This window comes from Nocardiopsis eucommiae (assembly GCF_965344335.1).
In the GTDB taxonomy this organism is placed as follows: domain Bacteria; phylum Actinomycetota; class Actinomycetes; order Streptosporangiales; family Streptosporangiaceae; genus Nocardiopsis; species Nocardiopsis eucommiae.
This window is the reverse complement of record NZ_CBDRIY010000007.1, coordinates 26,331-44,181: the sequence shown is the minus strand read 5'-3', so window position 1 is coordinate 44,181 and position 17,851 is coordinate 26,331. Positions and strand designations below refer to the sequence as shown.

16 protein-coding genes are annotated in these 17,851 nt (G+C 70.9%); 13 read left to right on the top strand and 3 right to left on the bottom strand.

Features of this window, described 5'->3' with window-relative positions; all coding sequences use genetic code 11:
• The first annotated feature begins 30 nt into the window (after positions 1-30).
• Complete coding sequence (locus ACRWK8_RS06065; RefSeq protein ID WP_431868831.1) at positions 31-1,644, top strand: amidohydrolase; 1,614 nt, start codon at positions 31-33, stop codon at positions 1,642-1,644.
• A 151-nt stretch (positions 1,645-1,795) separates the two neighbouring features.
• On the opposite strand, the gene ACRWK8_RS06060 is transcribed toward ACRWK8_RS06065, so the two are convergent.
• Both ACRWK8_RS06060 and ACRWK8_RS06055 read right to left on the bottom strand, forming a co-directional pair.
• Positions 1,796-2,944: a S1 family peptidase gene (locus ACRWK8_RS06060; RefSeq protein ID WP_378743847.1), complete on the bottom strand. Its 1,149-nt coding sequence runs from the start codon at positions 2,942-2,944 to the stop codon at positions 1,796-1,798.
• Between the two features lie 551 nt (positions 2,945-3,495).
• Positions 3,496-4,647 (bottom strand): S1 family peptidase, encoded by a 1,152-nt coding sequence (locus ACRWK8_RS06055; RefSeq protein WP_378743854.1) that lies wholly within the window; start codon positions 4,645-4,647, stop codon positions 3,496-3,498.
• 685 nt (positions 4,648-5,332) lie between these two features.
• On the opposite strand from ACRWK8_RS06055, the gene ACRWK8_RS06050 reads away from it, so the two are divergent.
• From ACRWK8_RS06050 to ACRWK8_RS06025, 6 genes are all read left to right on the top strand, one after another.
• Complete coding sequence (locus ACRWK8_RS06050) at positions 5,333-5,533, top strand: ubiquitin-like protein Pup (RefSeq protein ID WP_378743875.1); 201 nt, start codon at positions 5,333-5,335, stop codon at positions 5,531-5,533.
• Between the two features lie 174 nt (positions 5,534-5,707).
• A complete protein-coding gene (prcB, locus tag ACRWK8_RS06045; RefSeq protein WP_431868828.1) occupies positions 5,708-6,559 on the top strand; it encodes a proteasome subunit beta in 852 nt (283 codons plus the stop codon).
• A 55-nt stretch (positions 6,560-6,614) separates the two neighbouring features.
• Positions 6,615-7,340: a proteasome subunit alpha gene (gene prcA / locus ACRWK8_RS06040; RefSeq protein ID WP_378743918.1), complete on the top strand. Its 726-nt coding sequence runs from the start codon at positions 6,615-6,617 to the stop codon at positions 7,338-7,340.
• A 108-nt stretch (positions 7,341-7,448) separates the two neighbouring features.
• Positions 7,449-8,807 (top strand): Pup--protein ligase, encoded by a 1,359-nt coding sequence (gene pafA, locus ACRWK8_RS06035; protein ID WP_378743940.1) that lies wholly within the window; start codon positions 7,449-7,451, stop codon positions 8,805-8,807.
• A 212-nt stretch (positions 8,808-9,019) separates the two neighbouring features.
• Positions 9,020-10,114 carry an FKBP-type peptidyl-prolyl cis-trans isomerase gene (locus ACRWK8_RS06030; RefSeq protein ID WP_431868825.1) on the top strand — a complete coding sequence of 365 codons (1,095 nt, stop codon included), beginning with the start codon at positions 9,020-9,022 and terminating at the stop codon, positions 10,112-10,114.
• Positions 10,115-10,326: 212 nt separating this feature from the next.
• Positions 10,327-11,400, top strand: a complete 1,074-nt coding sequence (locus tag ACRWK8_RS06025; RefSeq protein WP_378743994.1) for a methionyl-tRNA formyltransferase — start codon at positions 10,327-10,329, stop codon at positions 11,398-11,400.
• Here the strand turns inward: ACRWK8_RS06025 and ACRWK8_RS06020 are convergent.
• Positions 11,387-12,481 (bottom strand): DUF3866 family protein, encoded by a 1,095-nt coding sequence (locus tag ACRWK8_RS06020; protein ID WP_378744005.1) that lies wholly within the window; start codon positions 12,479-12,481, stop codon positions 11,387-11,389. The genes ACRWK8_RS06025 and ACRWK8_RS06020 overlap by 14 nt on opposite strands.
• A 108-nt stretch (positions 12,482-12,589) precedes the next feature.
• Between ACRWK8_RS06020 and ACRWK8_RS06015 the strand changes: the two genes are divergently transcribed.
• From ACRWK8_RS06015 to ACRWK8_RS05990, 6 genes are all read left to right on the top strand, one after another.
• A complete protein-coding gene (locus tag ACRWK8_RS06015) occupies positions 12,590-14,641 on the top strand; it encodes a helix-turn-helix transcriptional regulator (RefSeq protein WP_378744012.1) in 2,052 nt (683 codons plus the stop codon).
• A gap of 60 nt (positions 14,642-14,701) precedes the next feature.
• Positions 14,702-14,887, top strand: a complete 186-nt coding sequence (locus ACRWK8_RS06010) for a hypothetical protein (RefSeq protein ID WP_378744020.1) — start codon at positions 14,702-14,704, stop codon at positions 14,885-14,887.
• Positions 14,888-14,953: 66 nt separating this feature from the next.
• Complete coding sequence (gene tatA / locus ACRWK8_RS06005) at positions 14,954-15,295, top strand: Sec-independent protein translocase subunit TatA (protein ID WP_378744031.1); 342 nt, start codon at positions 14,954-14,956, stop codon at positions 15,293-15,295.
• A 149-nt stretch (positions 15,296-15,444) separates the two neighbouring features.
• Positions 15,445-16,296, top strand: a complete 852-nt coding sequence (gene tatC / locus ACRWK8_RS06000) for a twin-arginine translocase subunit TatC (protein ID WP_378744389.1) — start codon at positions 15,445-15,447, stop codon at positions 16,294-16,296.
• A gap of 134 nt (positions 16,297-16,430) precedes the next feature.
• Complete coding sequence (locus ACRWK8_RS05995; protein ID WP_378744039.1) at positions 16,431-16,856, top strand: DUF397 domain-containing protein; 426 nt, start codon at positions 16,431-16,433, stop codon at positions 16,854-16,856.
• Positions 16,857-16,952: 96 nt separating this feature from the next.
• On the top strand, positions 16,953-17,849 hold the full coding sequence (locus tag ACRWK8_RS05990; protein ID WP_378744046.1) for a diacylglycerol/lipid kinase family protein: 897 nt from the start codon (positions 16,953-16,955) through the stop codon (positions 17,847-17,849).
• Positions 17,850-17,851: the final 2 nt, after the last annotated feature.

The following is a 17,851-nucleotide window of genomic DNA, read 5'->3' as shown; positions in this document are numbered from 1 at the left end:
GCACCACCCACTCCTGAGGAGGACCCACCCGTGACCGGTCTGCTCATCCACAACGCCCGCGTCCTGACGATGGACGACACCGACCCCACCGCGCCCGCCGTCGCCGTGCGCGAGGGTCGGGTCCGTCTGGTCGGCGGTGTCGAGGCGGCCCGGGCCGCGGCCGGACCCGGAGCCGTGGAGGTGGACGCGGGTGGGCGCACCGTCCTTCCCGGCTTCATCGACCCGCACAACCACCTGCTCTCCACCGCCGAGTCCCTGGCCGCGGTGGACGCGCGCTACCCCCGGGTGGGCAGCGCCGCCGACCTGGTCGCCGCGATCGCGGCCGAGGCCGAGCGCACCCCCGCGGGTCAGTGGATCCGTGCCTTCTCCATGGACGACGCCAAGTACCCGGGCGGTCGTCCCACCCGCCGCCACCTGGACGAGGCCACCACCGAGCACCCGGTGATCGTCTACCACGTCTCCGGCCACCAGGCCGTGGTCAACTCCGCCGCGCTGGCCTGGAGCGGGATCGGAGAGGACGTGCCCGACCCGGCCGGTGGCTCCTTCGTCCGGGACGAGGGCGGGCGGCTGACCGGCATGGTCACCGACGCGGCGATGGAGCTCCTGCTGCCGCTGGCCGTGGACATCGGCTGCCACGGGCCGAACTTCCACACCGCGCTGCCCACCGAGCACCTGCTGGGATGGCTGTCCGACGCGGCCGCGCCGTACCTGTCCGCGGGCGTGACCACGGTCTGCGACCCCCAGGTCTCCGCCCGCGAGCTGCGGGTGTACCGGGCGGCGCGTGCGGCCGGAACCCTGCCCCTGCGCACCTTCGGTATGCCGCTCTCGCACCAGCTCGACTCGCTCACCCACGCCGGTCTCGCGAGCCCGTTCGGCGACGACTGGCTCCGACTGACCGGGATGAAGTTCTACTCGGACGGCACCCTGCTGGGCGGCACCGCGAAGTTCAGCGTGCCCTACGGCGAGCGCGGCCAGTTCCCGGGCAGCCTCTACCACCACCCCGACCAGCTGGTGGACCTCGTGACGCGGGCAGCCCAGGAGGGTTGGCAGGTCGCGATCCACACCCAGGGCGACGCCGCGATGGAGCACACCCTGGAGGCCATCGCGTCCGCGGCCCGTGTCTCGGGCCCCGATCCGCGCCCCCGGATCGAGCACTGCGGCTACCCGACGGTGGAGCAGGCCAAGCGCTTCACCGAGTACGGGGTGATCCCGGTCAACCAGCCCAACTTCCTCTACGACAGCGGCGGCGACTTCCTGCGCCGACTGGGGGACCGGGCGCACCGGCTCCAGCCCATGCGCGAGGAGATCGACCTCGGACTGCGCCCGGTGCTGTCCAGCGACTCCTTCGTCTCCAGCCTGCGCCCGATGGACACCGTGGCCAACGCGGTCTGCCGCACCACCCGGGAGGGGGCCGACATCGGGCGGGAGCAGGGCGTCACCCTGCACGAGGCGCTGCGTGCCCACACCCTGGACGCGGCGCACGCGCTGGGGGTCGAGGACCGTCTCGGCGCGCTGCGCCCGGGTTACCTCGCCGACCTGGTCGTCCTCGACGCCGACGTGGAGTCGCTGCCGCAGGACCGGCTGCGCGAGGTCGACGCCTGGCTGACCGTCCTGGACGGGAAGGTCGTCCACCGGGCGGCCTGAGCCCGGGCGGTCCGGTCACGGGTGGGGCCGTGGCCGACGCCCGGTCCCCCGCACCCCGGTGCGGACGCGAGCGTCCCCGCCCGCTGGAAGCGGGCGGGGACGCCTGGTGACTCAGGTCAGCGGACCGTCGGTCCGCCTGGAACCGCGGGGATTAGGTCCGGAGACGGACGCCCCAGGAGTTCACCATGGGGGTGACCTCCTGGTAGAAGGTGGTCCCGCCGGTGCGGCAGTTGCCGGAGCCGCCGGAGGTCACGCCCTGGGCCTGGGTGCCGGAGATGTAGGAGCCGCCGGAGTCGCCGGGCTCGGCGCACACGGTGGTCCGGGTCATGTTGGTGACGGTGCCCTCGGGGTAGCTCACCGACTGGCCGCGGGCCTGGATGGTGCCGCAGTGCCAACCGGTGGTGGAGCCGGAGCGGCAGACGGAGGAGCCGATGGGGGCCTGGTTGTGACCGGCGACCGTGGCGTACCCGCCGGTGTTGTAGCGGCTGACCAGGTTGGTCAGCGTGAAGTTGGACGTACCGCGGACGAAGGCCGCGTCGTTGCCGGGGAAGACGGACTGCTCGAAGACGCCCCTGCCGTTGCCGATGGTCACCTGGGTGCCCACGCGGCCGCAGTGACCGGCGGTGACGAACCCGGGCTGACCGGCGGCGTTGGTGGCCGCGAAGCCGACCGAACAGCGGCCGCCCATGGTGTAGGCCAGACCACCGATGATGTCGGCGTAGAGCTCGGGCTGGTCGCTCGTGGTCACCTCGACGGCCGAGGCGTCCACGCCGGCGTCCGCGAGCAGGCCGCTGACGTCGGCTCCGGAACCCTCCAGGACCTCCAGGACGACGGTGTCACCCGCCACGTCCGGGTACCAGCCGACCACACCGGGAACGGCGTCGGCGGCGTTGAGCTCCTGGACGATCTCGTCGAGACCGTCGATGCCGTAGGAGACCAGCTCGGTCCCGGCGCCGGTGGCCTCCACAGCCTCGACCGCGGCGGCATCGGTGACCAGGACGGTCAGTTCCAGGCTCTCGGTGTCGAAGACGGAGCCGCCGTAGGCGTCCCCGGCGGCCTCGGCCGCGGCCTCGTCGACCTCGAAGGCGGTGTCCTGGGCGGCCAGCAGCTCCTCGGCCTCGGCGGAGGTCAGGTCGAGGTCGCGCTGGAGCGCCTCCTGCATGGAGACCGCGTCGGCCTCCGGGGTGGGTGACTGGGGGAGCGCTCCGGTGGCCGCGAGGGCACCCGGGGTACCGGACAGCGCCAGACCGAAGGCCAGCGCTCCCGTACCGATGGCGGAGACAACGGGGGAGGGTCGCATGGGGTCCCTACTCTCCTGGGGGGATCAACGGGGGATCGGGGCCGAATACCGTCCGGCCCCTGTCGTTCACCGAGACATTCGGTAAACAACGCCTAACCATAGGTGCACGTTTTGGTGAGGGAAAGACCGTCAGAACGGTGGACCATTCAGAGCTCGGTGGGGTCACCCGATGATGGGTCGCATGACGGTCGCAGAACGTGGCGACGCGAACGGCCACCTCGCGGTTGTCGGAGTCGATGCGCTACCGACCGAATCCGTTCCCCTGTCGCAAGGGGGGCATTTTGGCCACATGCGGACACCGGTACCCCGTACCAAACGTGGCCGCTCGGACACACAGGTGTAACACCAGTGGTCACGGCTTCGTTCGCGCACCGTCGCTCGTGCGCACAGCGTCCCCTCGTTCGTTCTGCGGAGCTCTCCGTTGACCGTGGAGAGCGGACGGGCGCGAGTGCTCGCCCGAGGGTGTAGCGGCCCGGAACGCGAGACGCCCCCGCCCGCCGGATGGCGGACGGGGGCGCGGTCGTACGGGGACCACGCGGTCCCCGTACGGTCTAGCTCGTGACGAGGCTGAGGTTCCAGGTGCTCAGCGCCGGGCCGACCTCCTGGTAGTACGTGGTACCACCGGAGGTGCAGTTGCCGGAGCCGCCCGAGGTCATGCCCTGGGCCTGGTCGTCGGAGATGAACGAACCGCCGGAGTCGCCGGGCTCGGCGCACACGTCGGTCCGGGTCATGTCGTTGACGGTGCCCTCCGGGTAGCTCACCGACTGGCCGCGGGCCTCGATGGTCCCGCAGTGCCAGCCCGTGGTGGAGCCGGAACGGCACACGGCCGCGCCGACCGGGGCCTGGGAGGAGCCGCCGACGGTCTGGGTGCCGCCGGAGCTGTACATGTTGACCAGGTTGGTGACGGTCCAGTTGGACGTGGAGCGGACGAAGGCGGCGTCGTTGCCCGGGAAGATCGACTCCTCGAACACTCCGGAACCGCTGCCGTCCTCGCTGTCGGCGGACGTGCCGACCGTGCCGCAGTGGCCGGCCGTCACGAATCCGTCGTTGCCCGCGCTGTCAGTGGCCGCGAACCCGACCGAGCAGCGTCCGCCGCCCATGTAGTAGGCGTCGCCGCCGACGATGTCGGCGTACAGCTCGGGCGCCTCGTCGGTCTCCTCCACCTGGACGGCGGAGGAGTCCACACCGGCGGCCTCGACGAAGCCGCGGGCGTCGGAGACGTCGGTGGCCTCGACGACCACCGTGTCGCTGGCGAGGTCGGGGTACCAGCCGACGACACCCGGCTGGGCGCCGACCGCGTCGAGCTCGTCCATGATCGCCGCCAGGCCGTCGGTGCCGTGGGAGACCACCGCGGTCTCGGCACCGGTGGCCTCGACGTCCGACACCGAGCCGCCGTCCGTGAGCAGGACGGTCAGTTCCAGGGTGTCGGTGTCGAACACGGAACCGGCGTAGGCGTCGCCGGCGGCCTCGGCCGCCGCCGTGTCGATCCCGAGGGCGTCCTTCTGGGCCTCGAGCAGGTCTTCGGCCTCGAACGGGGTGAGGCCGAAGTCCCTCTCAAGCGCTTCCTGCATCGTGGTCGCCTCGCCCTGGGGTGAGGGCTCGGCGGGCACGGTCGCGGCGGAGGCGCCGGGCGCGACCGAGAGCGCGAGCCCGAAGGCCAGGGCTCCCGTGCCGATCGCGGAGATGACGGGGGAGGGTCGCATTGATCCCTACTCTCCTTGGGGAATTGACGGGGGTTCGGGGAACGGTTCTCCGGAGGGGGAGAGCCGTGCCCCAGGTGAGTCTCCGGACGAACCGGGGGACTCGTTCGTTCACCGAGACAGTCGGTAAACGAATCCAAACCATAAGTGAACAGCTTGGGCAGGGAAAGCCCACGAAATGGATAATTCACTCAGGTGACAACAGGATCATCCGACCATCGGATTCAATAAGGGCGTCACTCTGCGTCGCGAGGCGTCTGACCTCCCCTTTTGGTGACTGGCTGTACGCGGATCACAAACCCACCAGTAGATCAAGGGGTGTTGTGTGGCCGGATGCGGACACTGGAACCGCGTGCCATCTGTGACGGAAGTGCTACGTAGACGTACACGGCATGGTCAGGGCGTCGCGGAGGGTGAAGATCATGTTCGCTAAGTGAACAGGTGTGCGCATCGCGCCTCGGGGGAGAGGGAGTGGGGCGCGACGTACTGTCACGAACGGGATCCGGGCCGCGCCAACGCCTCCGGAAGGGACACGCCCGGGGCGGGGCCGGTGCTCACGCTCACGCCGCGTGCGGTCCGACGGGACGATCCGAGGTAACTAGCGAGTATCGGGCCTGTGGAAGACGGTTGAGGCGGGGACCGTTGGGCCAAGATAAGGGCGAGGGCCCCGAACGGGAGGTAACGACAGATGGCGAATGACAGCGGCGGCCAGAAGCACTCCTCGCGGCGTGACGAGGAGGTCGAGGAGACCGAGGCGGCACCCGAGGCGCGGGAGCGCGACGAGCAGCTCGACGAGGACGTCGACGACATCCTGGACGAGATCGACGACGTGCTGGAGAGCAACGCCGAGGACTTCGTGCGCCAGTTCGTGCAGAAGGGCGGTCAGTGACCGACGGGTTCGCTGACAGCGCACCCGGCCGTCACCGGCTCCCGGGGCGTACGGGACTAGGGTCGGTCCCACCGGCCGGTACCACCCCCGGCCCGTGAGGGAACGACAGACAGAGGGACGACAGGCGCCCCACCCGCCCCCGAGACGGGGTGGGGCGCGAGTGGAGGGAGTCGCGTGTTCGAAGGTTTCGAGGGCGGACGGATGTCGGCCGCGTTCATGAGTGCGGGGACCTCGTCCTTCACCGAGTTTCTTCGGGAGGTCAAGCCCGAGCTGCTGCCCGGCCACCACACGGGCTCGGCGGGCGCCCCCGGCTCGGCGGAGCACCTCACCCCGGACGCGACGACCATCGTCGCGCTGACCTTCCCCGGCGGTGTGCTTCTCGCCGGGGACCGGCGGGCCACCCAGGGCAACGTCATCGCCAACCGCGACATGGACAAGCTCTACCGGACGGACGAGTTCTCCGCGGTGGCCATCGCCGGATCGGCCGGGATCGGCATCGAGCTCGCCAAGCTCTACCAGGTGGAGCTCGAACACTACGAGAAGCTGGAGGGACGCTCCCTGTCCCTGGAGGGCAAGGCGAACAAGCTCGCCCAGATGGTGCGCGGCAACCTCGGCATGGCCATGCAGGGCTTCGTCGTGGTCCCCCTTCTGGTCGGGTTCGACGAGAACACCCGACAGGGCCGCGTGTTCAGCTACGACGCCGTTGGCGGCCGCTACGAGGAACAGCGTTACTACTCGGTCGGCTCCGGTTCGGTCTACGCCAAGGGCTCCATCAAGAAGCTCTACCGTGACGACCTGGACGAGACCACGGCGATCAGGGTCGCGCTGGAGTCGCTCTACGACGCGGCCGACGACGACTCCGCCACCGGCGGACCCGACCTGCACCGCAGGATCTTCCCCCTCGTCGACGTCATCACCGAGGACGGGCACCGCAGGATCGGAGCCAACGAGGTCGCCCGCCTGGCGACCGAGGTCGTCGAAGGACGAGCGGCCGACCCCGACGGACCCAAGGCACGCCTGAGCTGAGGCGACCCGAGCCTCCACTCCAGACCTCTCCCGACTAGGTAAGGAACGATCCGCGGTGTCGATGCCGTTCTACGTCGCCCCTGAACAGCAGATGAAGGACAAGGCGGACTACGCGCGCAAGGGCATCGCGCGCGGCCGCAGCGCCGTCGTCCTCCAGTACGAGGGCGGAATCCTGCTGGTGGCGGACAACATGTCCCGCACACTGCACAAGATCAGTGAGCTCTACGACCGCATCGGCTTCGCCGCGGTCGGCCGCTACCCCGAGTTCGAGAACCTGCGCCTCATGGGCGTGCGCTTCGCGGACGTGCGCGGGTACCAGTTCGACCGCCGCGACGTCAGCGGCCGTCAGCTCGCCAACATCTACGCCCAGACCCTGGGCACCGTCTTCAGCGAGAGCCTCAAGCCCTGGGAGGTCGAGATCGTGGTCGCCGAGGTCGGCGACACGGCGGCCGAGGACGAGATCTACCGCATCACCTTCGACGGCTCCATCGTCGACGAGCAGGGCTTCGTCGCGGTGGGTGGCTCCTCGGAGCACGTCTCCAGCCAGCTCAAGGACCGGTTCGCCGCCGACGCGCCGCTCAGCGCGGCGTTGAACGCGGCCACCCACGCCCTCGCCCACGAGAACGGCGAGGAGCGCGAACTGGAGGCCGGCAACCTGGAGGTCGCCGTCCTGGAGCGTTCCAGGGAGCACCGCAAGTTCCGCCGCATCCACGGCGACCGCCTGTCCGCCCTCATCGAGGAGGGCAAGCGGAGCACCGCCGGGGACGAGGCCGACGAGTGATCTGACAGCACAACGGTGCGGCGCCACCCGGGCGCCGCACCGGCCGGGCTGGTGTGGACGACGCGGCCCCGTCGTCGACGCCACGGTGACGGAAGTTGGTGAGGCCGCGTGGAACGACGGATCTTCGGGCTGGAGAACGAGTACGGGGTCACGTGCACCTTCCGGGGGCAGCGCCGCCTGTCGCCGGACGAGGTCGCCCGGTACCTCTTCCGGAGGGTGGTCTCCTGGGGGCGCAGCAGCAACGTGTTCCTGCGCAACGGGGCCCGCCTCTACCTGGACGTGGGCAGCCACCCCGAGTACGCCACCCCCGAGTGCGACAGCCTCGTGGACCTGGTGGCCCACGACAAGGCCGGTGAGCGCATCCTGGAGGGGTTGCAGGTCGACGCCGAGCAGCGCCTCCACGAGGAGGGCATCGCCGGAGACATCTACCTCTTCAAGAACAACACCGACTCCGCGGGCAACTCCTACGGCTGCCACGAGAACTACCTCGTCGGTCGGCACGGGGAGTTCGGGCGCCTGGCCGACGTGCTCATCCCGTTCCTGGTCACCCGCCAGATCGTCTGCGGCGCGGGCAAGGTGCTCCAGACGCCCCGAGGGGCCCTCTTCTGCGTCAGCCAGCGCGCCGAGCACATCTGGGAGGGCGTCTCCTCCGCGACCACCCGTTCCCGGCCCATCATCAACACCCGCGACGAACCCCACGCGGACGCCGAGCGGTTCCGCCGGCTGCACGTGATCGTGGGCGACTCCAACATGAGCGAGACCACCACCCTGCTCAAGCTGGGCTCCACCGACCTCGTGCTGCGGATGATCGAGGCCGGGGTGGTCATGCGCGACTACACCCTGGAGAACCCGATCCGGGCGATCCGCGAGGTCAGCCACGACATGACCGGCCGCCGCAAGGTGCGCCTGGCCAACGGTCGCGAGGCCAGTGCCCTGGAGATCCAGCGCGAGTATCTGGAGAAGGTGCAGGGCTACGTGGACCGGCACGGGACCGACGCGGTGGGCAAGCGCGTCCTGGACCTGTGGCAGCGCACGCTGGAGGCGGTGGAGACCCAGAACCTGGAGACGGTCCAGCGGGAGATCGACTGGGTGGCCAAGTACATGCTGCTGGAGCGCTACCGGGAGAAGCACGACCTCACGCTGTCCTCCCCCCGGGTGGCCCAGCTCGACCTCACCTACCACGACATCCACCGCGACCGCGGCCTGTTCTACCTGATGCAGAACCGCGGCCAGATGGACCGCGTGGTGGGTGACCTGAAGATCTTCGAGTCCAAGTCCGTGCCGCCGCAGACCACGCGGGCCCGGTTGCGCGGCGAGTTCATCCGGCGGGCCCAGGAACAGCGGCGCGACTTCACGGTGGACTGGGTGCACCTCAAGCTCAACGACCAGGCGCAGCGCACCGTGCTGTGCAAGGACCCCTTCAAGTCCGTGGACGAACGCGTGGAGAAGCTCATCGCCGGGATGTGAACCCGGCGCGTTCGCACGGCCCCGGGGGTCGGCCGGAGACGGCCACCCCGGGGCCTCGGTGCTGCTCCCACCTGCCTCTTCGCTTTCGGAGGGCGCCCCGTCCGGATTCCCCTCGGCCGAAAACCCGATCGGGAAGCCTCCAGGGGCTGGCCACACTCCGACTGTTCGGTAGTGTGACCCTGTCCTGAGCCGGAAATCAGAGGTTGTGACCCATGCACCGACGTGCTGCCGCCCTCGCGGTGCCACTGACCGCCATCGCCTTGGCGGTCTCCAGCTGCTCCTCGCTCCCGGAGGACTGGCGTACCCCCGCCTTCCTCAGCATGAACGACGACACGCTCGACTCCCGGTTGCCCCAGGTCACCGGTGATGTCGGCGAGGAGCCCGAGATCACCTTCCCCGACATCGAGCCTCCGGACGAGGAGATCTCGGGTGTCGTGAGCAAGGGCGCGGGCGAGGACGCCCTGGTCGGCGCGGACGACCTGGTCATCGCGAACGTCGTCCAGTACCAGTGGACGGCGCCCGGCGAGGGTGAGCCGGTCGAGGGCCAGTCCAGCTACGAGAACGGTGCTCCGGACCTCATCCGCATGGACCAGATGCCCGAGTACATCACCGAGACCCTGGTCAGCCAGCCCATCGGCAGCCGTGCGGTCTACGTCTTCCCGCCGCTGAGCGAGGAGGAGAAGACCCAGGCCGAGTCCATGGGCCAGCCCGCCCCCGAGGGTGCCAGCGTCCTGGTGATCGACATGGTCGACCGGTTCAGCAAGGGAGCCGTCGTCCCGGGTGAGCAGACCAGCGACGGCGGCGGCGACCTGCCGACGGTGACGCAGGACGGGCACAGCCAGCCCCGGATCGAGGTCCCCGACGCCGACGCCCCCGACGAACTCGAGGTCACTCCGCTGATCGAGGGCGAGGGCGCCGAGGTCGAGGCGGGCCAGCAGGTCATCGTCCAGTACACGGGCGTGCGCTGGGAGGCCGACGAGAACGGCGAGCACGACGTCTTCGACTCCTCCTGGAACCAGGGCGGGATCCCCTTCGACACCACCATCGGTGCCGGTGCGGTGATCGAGGGCTGGGACGAGGGCATCGTCGGCCAGAAGGTCGGCAGCCGCGTCATGCTGGTCGTCCCCGGTGACCTGGCGTACGGGAACACCGAGGAGGAGGCCATGGGTGCTCCGGCCGGCCCCCTGGTGTTCGTGGTCGACGTGCTGGGCGCCTACGACAACCCGCCGCCGCCCGAGCAGGAGGAGCCCGCGGAGGACGCCGGTGGCGACGAGGTCGCCGAGGACCCGGAGGAGACCGAGGAGTAGCCCCCTCCCCGAACGACACGCACCGCCGCCCCCGCGAGCCCAGAGCACGCGGGGGCGGCGGCGTGTCCGTCCGCGTCCGGTCCGTCCGCCCGGCACGATCACGGCGCTCGCGACGGAGACGGTGACACGCAGAGCGGGGCGCCGCTGCCGAGAAGGCGTGGTCAGCGTGCGTAGAGTCGGTGGCTCACGGAGAGCAGCGGCGAGGGGGAGCCATGCCGGACCAGCGGCGGTACTGCTACGTGTCGGGCCTGCGCCTCGGGGTCCCGGCCCTGGAGGAGCTCTGCGCCCAGGGGAGCCCGCCGAGCCTGGTGGTCTCCTACCCGGCCGAGCTCGCGCACCGCTCCGGCTACACGGACTTCGAGGAGGTCACCCGTCGGCACGGCCTGCCCCACCTGCGGGCGGCCGACATCAACACCGACGAGGTGCGCGACGCCCTCGCCGCCCACCGGATCGACCTGATGGTGGTCGCGGGCTGGTCGCAGCTGGTGCACGAGGACGTCCTGGCCTCACTGCCCCTGGGCGGCGTGGGACTGCACCCCTCCCCGCTCCCGGTCGGACGGGGCCGCGCCCCCATCCCGTGGACGATCCTGCGCGACATGCGCTCCAGCGCCGTCACCCTCTTCCACCTGACACGGGAGGCCTTCTCCGGAGACGTCGTCGACCGGATCTGGTTCGACGTGGCCGAGGACGTCACCGCGTCCGGGCTGTACGACCGTACCGGGCACCTCCAGTCCGAACTGCTCGTGCGGAACCTGGACGCCCTCCTGGAGGGGAACGCGCCCCGGCGCCCCCAGAGAGGGCACGGCTCGGAGTGGCCCCGGCGCCGCCCCAGCGACGGCCACCTCGACCTGGCGGCGGCCGGACGGGACGTGGACCGGATGGTGCGCGCCCTGGCCGACCCCTACCCGGGCGCCTTCGCGATGTTCGGCGGCGCCCGGATCACCCTGTGCGGCGGGCGGCTCTCCGACGAGGTCGAGGGAGGCGACGCGGGCCAGATCGTCTCCGCTGGTCCGGGGCGTGAATGGGGTGTGACCTGCGGCGACGGAAGGGTGTTCGTGCCGGAGTCGCTCCGGGTGGACGAGGGCGTGCGCGCCGAACCGACCTCCCTGGCCATGTTCCGGCCCGGGAGGTACTTCGACGTGCCCTCCGACCACATGATGGCCGCGACCCGCCGCACGCCGATCCCCGGCTTCGAGATCCCCTACCCGGGCGCCCAGTACGACGGGAGCCACGACTCCGACCAGCGGATCGGCCGGGACGAGGGGCGTGACCTCAACTCGCGATGAGCGTCGCGGCGTGACGCCCGGCGGCGGCCGCGCTGAGGAAGGCCGACCGGTCCTCGTCCAGCCCGCGCCCCATCGTTGACACCTTCACCGGAAGCGCGCGCACCTCGTCCTCCAGGCCGTTCACGGACACCTCCACCAGCGTGTGGCGCTCTCCCAGGGGCCAGGCCTGGTCGCGGACGCGCTCGCCGAAGAACCCGGGCAGCCGGGGCACCACGACGTCCGCCGGGGCCAGGGCCACCCGCCCGTAGGCGGTCAGGCTGTGGTGTGACACCCCCCGGTGCCGTTCACGGGCGTCGGCCTCGCTGACCCTCAGACTGGCGACCGGGCGGCCGCCGAGGACGGCGGTCGCGTTGACCGCCTCGCCGCAGGAGACACCGGAGAACCCCCACGGGGTGCCGGTGCCCAGGTTGCCCGGACCCTGGCAGACCACCGCGATCTCCGCGTCCAGCACGTGGCGGGCGGCGAGCAGACCCGAGTGCACGGTCACCGCCTCCAGGTCGCCGCCGAAGGCCTGACCGGTGGTCACGCACCCCCGGAGCAGGTCGTCCTCCCGCAGCGCCCCCAGGATCCTCGAGAACGCGGCGGGCAGCGCGCCGCCGTCGAGCATCACGTGGACCACCCGTGTCCCGGGGCGCTCGACCCGCACCCCGGCCAGGATGGCGGGCAGCGAGGAGTGCAGGTCGGCCACGACCACGGGCATCCCGTCGACCCCTTCCGCCGTGCGCAGCGCCTCGTGGTGGGGCGCGCCCTGTTCGTCCGCGCCCAGCACGGTGGCCTGGAGCGGTGTGTAGCGGGCCTTCACCAGGTGCCCGGGACCCTCGCGGTCGGCGGGCAGGCGGTCGGGGACCGCCACCACCATCGCGTATCCGCCGGTGCCCAGCCCGAGGTCCAGGGCTCCGGTGTTGAGCAGCACCGTGTCGCCCACTTCGGGGGCTCCCACCAGGTCCGTGTAGGCCAGGGCGGTGCAGGTCACGGTCTGGTCCGGCCCGTCCCCGCCGACGGGCACGGCCACCGCGCACACGCGGACCCCGGGCCAGGAGGGGAGGATCTGAAGGACTTCACCGCGGCGCCACCGGATCATGCTGGGCACGGTACCGTCGGACCTGAACCGAAGGTGGGAGGACGCGCCCTCGCGGCCCCGCCCGGTCCACCACAGCGGGCAGAACAGCGGGCTAGAGGAGTGCGGACGATGTCGCGCAGGAAGACCGAACGGCAACTGAACCTGGTCATCTGCCTGTTGTCCACGCGGCGTCACCTGACCGCCCAGGAGATCAGGGCGACGGTGCAGGGGTATGCCGAGGCGGACACCGAGTCGGCGTTCAAGCGCATGTTCGAGCGGGACAAGCGGGAGCTGCGCGACAGCGGCATCCCCATCCAGGTCGGTACCGGGGACGCCGTCAGCGGGGAGGAGGGCTACCGGATCTCCCGCTCGGACTACGAGCTGCCCGAGATCGAGCTCCTGCCCGACGAGGCCGTCGTGCTGGGCCTGGCCGCCCGCGCCTGGCGCCACGCCTCCCTGGGCGAGGCCGCCGCCAACGCCCTGTTCAAGCTCCGCTCTGCCGGGGTTCCGGTGGACACCGAGGCGGCGCCCGGGCTGACCCCCGCCATGCGCACCGACGAACCCGCCTTCGGCCCCGTGTGGCAGGCGGTCCGCGACCGCCGTCCCATCTCCTTCGACTACCGCAAGCCCGGGGAGAGCACGGCCCAGCGGCGGGAGGTCGAGCCGTGGGGCATCGTCAACCTGCGCGGCCACTGGTACGTGGTCGGCCACGACCGGCTGCGTGACGCCCGACGGGTGTTCCGTCTCGGCCGGATGCGGGGCGGTGTCACCGTCGTGCGGACCGGACCCGACGTGGTCGTCCCCGAGGGGGTGGACCTGCGCTCGGTGGTCTCCCAGCAGAGCGCCGTGCCCGAGCGCACCGCGACCCTGCGGGTGCGTACCGAGGCCGCTCACGACCTGCGCCGCCTCGCGCTCCGCGTGGTCCCGGGGGAGCGGGACAGCACCGGTGACGGCTGGGACACGCTCACCCTGCCCTACACCAGCACCACGGGGTTGGTGCGCCAGGTGGCCTCGCACGGCTCGCGCGCGGTGGTGGTGGAGCCCGAGCAGGTCCGCGCGGCGATGGCCGACCACCTGGCCGGGGTGGTGGAGGGCTCAGCCGTGGCCGAGGAGGGCGACGCGACGATGGAACGGGAGGGCGTGGAGGCTCCGGCGCGCGGCCCCCGCTCCGCCGACCAGCTGCGCCGACTCCTCATGCTGGTCCCGTACGCGCTCGGGCGTGACGTGCGTGTGCCCGAGGTGGCCCGGCACTTCGGACTCAGCGAGAAGCAGGTGGTCTCCGATCTGAGCCTGCTGTGGATGTGCGGTCTGCCCGGGTACACCCCCGGTGACCTGATCGACGTCGACCTGGACGCGGCCCGCGAGACCGGCGAGATCATCATCGCCAACGCCGACACCCTGGCCCAGCCGTTGCGGCTGACCGCGGACGAGGCGGCCAGCCTGGTGGTGGGCCTGTCCCTGCTGGAGGCGCTGCCCGAGGCCCAGGGGATCGAGGGCGGGGCGCTCACCCGGGTGGGCGAGAAGCTGCGCACGGCCGCCGGTGCGGCCGTGAGCGACCTGGCCGACGCCGTGCAGGTACGGGTCGAGGTGGACGAGCAGGTGGCCCGGACCCAGCGGCGCTGCGCCGAGGCCCTCAACGGCGGCCAGCGTCTGCACCTGCGGTACCTGTCGGGCTACCTGGACCAGGTGACCGAGCGGGACGTCGATCCCATGGGGCTGGTGGTCCAGGACGGCCAGACCTTCCTGGAGGGCTACTGCCACCTGCGCGAGGCCGTGCGGCTGTTCCGTCTGGACCGGGTCCTGGAACTGACCCTTCTGCCCTTCGCCGCCCAGGTGCCCGAGGGCGTGGCCCGCCGCGACCTGTCCGCGGGGGTCCTCCAGCGCTCCGAGCGCGACGCCCTGGTGACGCTGGCGCTGGAGCCCTCCGCGCGCTGGGTGACCGAGGACTACGTCTGCGAGGCGGTGACCGAACTGCCCGGCGGCGAGGCCAGGGCGACCCTGCGTACCCCGGCCCCCGCCTGGGTGTCCCGGCTGGCGTTGTCCCTGGGACGGGAGGGGCGCGTGGTGTCTCCGTTGGCGCTGGCGAAGGATGTCAGGGCCGAGGCCGAGCGTGCCCTGGGGCACTACCGCGATGCTCGGAACCGCGTCGAATTGGTCGAGACCACTTCGTCTCCGGAGTGACGCGCACCTGTTCACCGGGGGGTGGGGTGTAGGTCATCGCGGACGGGATATGGTGAACCCGTGATCGCCTTCGCTGTCCTCTGCGTCGTGTTCTGCGCAGGAGTGCTCGTCGTCGGCGCCCTCGGTCTGAGGGTGCGCCGCGCGGCCTCGGTGCTGTCCGATGGGGTGGCACGGGCGGCGGGCGGGTACCAGGCGAGCAGCGCTGACCTGCGTGAGCGCGTCCGCCGTGGCGGTGCTGGGACATGACGGCCCCGCGGACGAACGCGCGTACCATCAGAGGCGCTTGGTCGCGCCCCACAGAGAGGTAGAACCATGGGACCGTTCAACGGACCTACCATCGCCATCCTGGTGATCCTGGCCATTCTGCTGTTCGGAGCCAAGAAGCTTCCGGACCTGGCCCGTTCCCTGGGGCGCAGCGCTCGTATCCTCAAGGCCGAGAGCAAGGGCCTGGTCGACGACGAGAACAACGAGTCCGAGGACCAGCAGGGTCAGCAGGCCCAGCAGCAGCCGCAGGGTCAGCAGGCGCAGCAGGCCCAGCAGAACCCCGCGCCGCAGCAGAACCAGCAGCCGCAGCAGGGCTACCCGCAGCTTCCCCCCGGCCAGCGCATCGTGAACGAGTCCGGTGAGCCGACCAACCAGACCTACAACAACTAGACCGTTCCGGTGGACCGGCGTGGTACCGGAGGGTGCCGCGCCGGTCGGCTGTCGTCAGCGGGGAGCGTCCGCGCTCGGAGCGGGCCCAAGGAGAAGAGAGTGACCGCAAGATGAGGTCCCGAGGCCGATCAGCCAACCCGGACGCCCGGATGCCGCTCATGGACCACCTGCGCGAGCTGCGCAACAGGCTGGCCAAGGTCCTGCTCATCCTGTGTCTGGGAGCCGTGGTCGGCTTCGTCTTCTACGACCGGATCTGGGACTTCCTCACCCAGCCCTACTGCTCGCTGCCCGCGTCCCAGGTGGTCGACGGCGGCGGCTGCTCGCTGATCGTCACCGGACCCTTCGACGCCTTCTTCGTCGCCTTCAAGGTCTGGATCTTCGTCGGGGCTCTGGTCACGGCCCCGCTCTGGCTCTACCAGCTGTGGGCCTTCGTGGCCCCGGCACTGCACAGCGGTGAGAAGAAGTACGCCTACATCTTCGCCCCGCTGGCCGGGATCCTCTTCGTCGCCGGCGCGGCCCTGGCCTACTCGATCACCGCGCTCGCGCTCCAGATGCTCTTCGGGTTCCTGCCCGACGACGCGGACCCGTACCTGACCATCGGTGAGTACCTCAGTTACATGCTCATCATGATGAGCATGTTCGGTCTGGGCTTCGTCATGCCGCTGCTGGTGGTCCTGCTCAACATCGTCGGCATCCTGACCCACGAGACCATCGCCAAGTGGCGCCGGGTCATCATCTTCTCCGCCTTCCTGATCGCCGCCATCATCACCCCGGCCGAGCCGATCTCCATGCTCGCGCTGGCGGTTCCCCTCGTGATCCTCTTCGAGATCGCCGAGGTGTTCTGCTTCTTCAACGACCGCCGCAAGAAGCGTCGCGATCCCACCAGTGAGCTGGACGACGACCAGATATCCGAGCTCGACGACCAGCCCTCGGAACTGGACTACACGCCCGCCCCGCTGGGCGAGACCGACTCCGACGGCGGCTCCGGCAAGCGCTCCTGAGCCGTCGCGTGACGCGCTAGGGTTCGGCTGGGGAGGCCCCGGACGTCCGGGCCGTGCACCGCCGTCCGCCCCCTCCCACCGCTGGGACACCAAGGAGCCCCCTCCCGAGCGGGCTCCCGGACTAGGAAGTGCTGATGAGCGAGCAGACAGAGGCCAAGAGGGACCTGCCGCCCGAGGCCATGGGCAACGAGAAGTGGCACGACACCACGCACGCGGTGTGGTTGCGTTCCTCGCTGTCCAAGGAGGAGTCCGAGGCGGTCGTGGAGGTCGCCGAGTTCGAGGACGGCTTCCGCGCGGTGCGCGACGGCAAGTCCCCGGAGAAGGGCACCCTGTTCTTCACCCCCGCCGAATGGGAGGCCTTCGTCCTGGGCGCCCGTGACGGTGAGTTCGACATCCCGGAGGAGTACCTCACCGAGGAGGAGGCCGCGATCCAGCGCGGCGAGACCGAGGTCGAGGCGACCTGGGTTCCCTCCCCGCTGAACACGCCGGAGGCGATGGAGGAGTACCATCGCCGCCAACGTGAGGAATCCGAGCGGGAGTCCACGACCGAGGACGACTGATCGGACCACCCGCACCCGGGCGCGCGGGTGTACGGGCTCCTCACCTGACCCCGTACACCCTTTCGTTCCCCTTTGTGGGTAGGTAAGGACCGGCATATGTCCCCTCATGTCGCCCTTCTGGTCAACCCGGCCTCCGGCCGTCGCCGCGCCGCGATCATCGCCGTGCGGCTGAAGGAGGCCCTGCGCGCCCAGGGCGCGCGCGTGCACGTCTACACGGGCCGATCGGCCGCCGACAGCCGCAGGCTGGCCAGGTTGGCCGCCGCGGACCGCCCGGACGCTCTGGTCGCGGTGGGCGGCGACGGCCTGGTACACCAGGTTCTTCAGGGAGTGGTCGGCACCGGGGTGCCCCTCGCGGTGATCCCGGCTGGCAGCGGCAACGACGTGGCCCGGGCCTTCGGGGCCCCCGAGGGGTCGGCCGACCAGATCGCGGAGGCGATCCTGGCCGGGCGCACCCGGGCCAGCGACGTGATCCGCCTGACCACCGCCGACGGCCGTCAGCGTTACTACATGAGCGTTCTGGCCTGCGGCTTCGACGCCCGGGTCAACGAGCGGGTGAACAACTTCCGGTTCGGGATGGGCCGGTTCGGCTACCTCGTCGGGCTCGCGGCCGAGCTCCGCTCCTTCAAGGCCATCGACTTCGAGATCGAGGTGGACGACGAACGGATCCGTGAACCCGGCATGCTCGTGGCGGTCGGCAACACCAGCGCCTACGGTGGCGGCATGCACGTGTGCGCCGAGGCCGTCCCCGACGACGGGCTGCTCGACGTGGTCTTCGTGAGGAAGGGACCGCTCGGCCGGTTCCTGCGCCTCTTCCCGCGGGTCTTCGCCGGAACCCACCTGGGCCTGGACGAGGTGGTGTTCAGGCGGGGACGCGTCGTCACCATCCGGGGAGAGGCCGGGACCGCCTACGCGGACGGCGAGCCCACGGGCATTCCGACGCTGGTGTGCGAGGTGGTGCCGAAGTCGGTCGAGATGCTGGAGCTGACCTCATAGGC

Coding starts and splice junctions, on each gene's coding strand:
- ACRWK8_RS06020 (WP_378744005.1), bottom strand. CDS start 12,481: ATGATCCGGTGGCGCCGCGGTGAAGTCCTTCAGATCCTCCCCTCCTGG.
- ACRWK8_RS06055 (WP_378743854.1), bottom strand. CDS start 4,647: ATGCGACCCTCCCCCGTCATCTCCGCGATCGGCACGGGAGCCCTGGCC.
- ACRWK8_RS05995 (WP_378744039.1), top strand. CDS start 16,431: ATGAGCGAGCAGACAGAGGCCAAGAGGGACCTGCCGCCCGAGGCCATG.
- ACRWK8_RS06060 (WP_378743847.1), bottom strand. CDS start 2,944: ATGCGACCCTCCCCCGTTGTCTCCGCCATCGGTACGGGAGCGCTGGCC.
- ACRWK8_RS06030 (WP_431868825.1), top strand. CDS start 9,020: ATGCACCGACGTGCTGCCGCCCTCGCGGTGCCACTGACCGCCATCGCC.
- ACRWK8_RS05990 (WP_378744046.1), top strand. CDS start 16,953: ATGTCCCCTCATGTCGCCCTTCTGGTCAACCCGGCCTCCGGCCGTCGC.
- ACRWK8_RS06015 (WP_378744012.1), top strand. CDS start 12,590: ATGTCGCGCAGGAAGACCGAACGGCAACTGAACCTGGTCATCTGCCTG.
- ACRWK8_RS06025 (WP_378743994.1), top strand. CDS start 10,327: ATGCCGGACCAGCGGCGGTACTGCTACGTGTCGGGCCTGCGCCTCGGG.
- ACRWK8_RS06050 (WP_378743875.1), top strand. CDS start 5,333: ATGGCGAATGACAGCGGCGGCCAGAAGCACTCCTCGCGGCGTGACGAG.
- tatA (WP_378744031.1), top strand. CDS start 14,954: ATGGGACCGTTCAACGGACCTACCATCGCCATCCTGGTGATCCTGGCC.
- tatC (WP_378744389.1), top strand. CDS start 15,445: ATGCCGCTCATGGACCACCTGCGCGAGCTGCGCAACAGGCTGGCCAAG.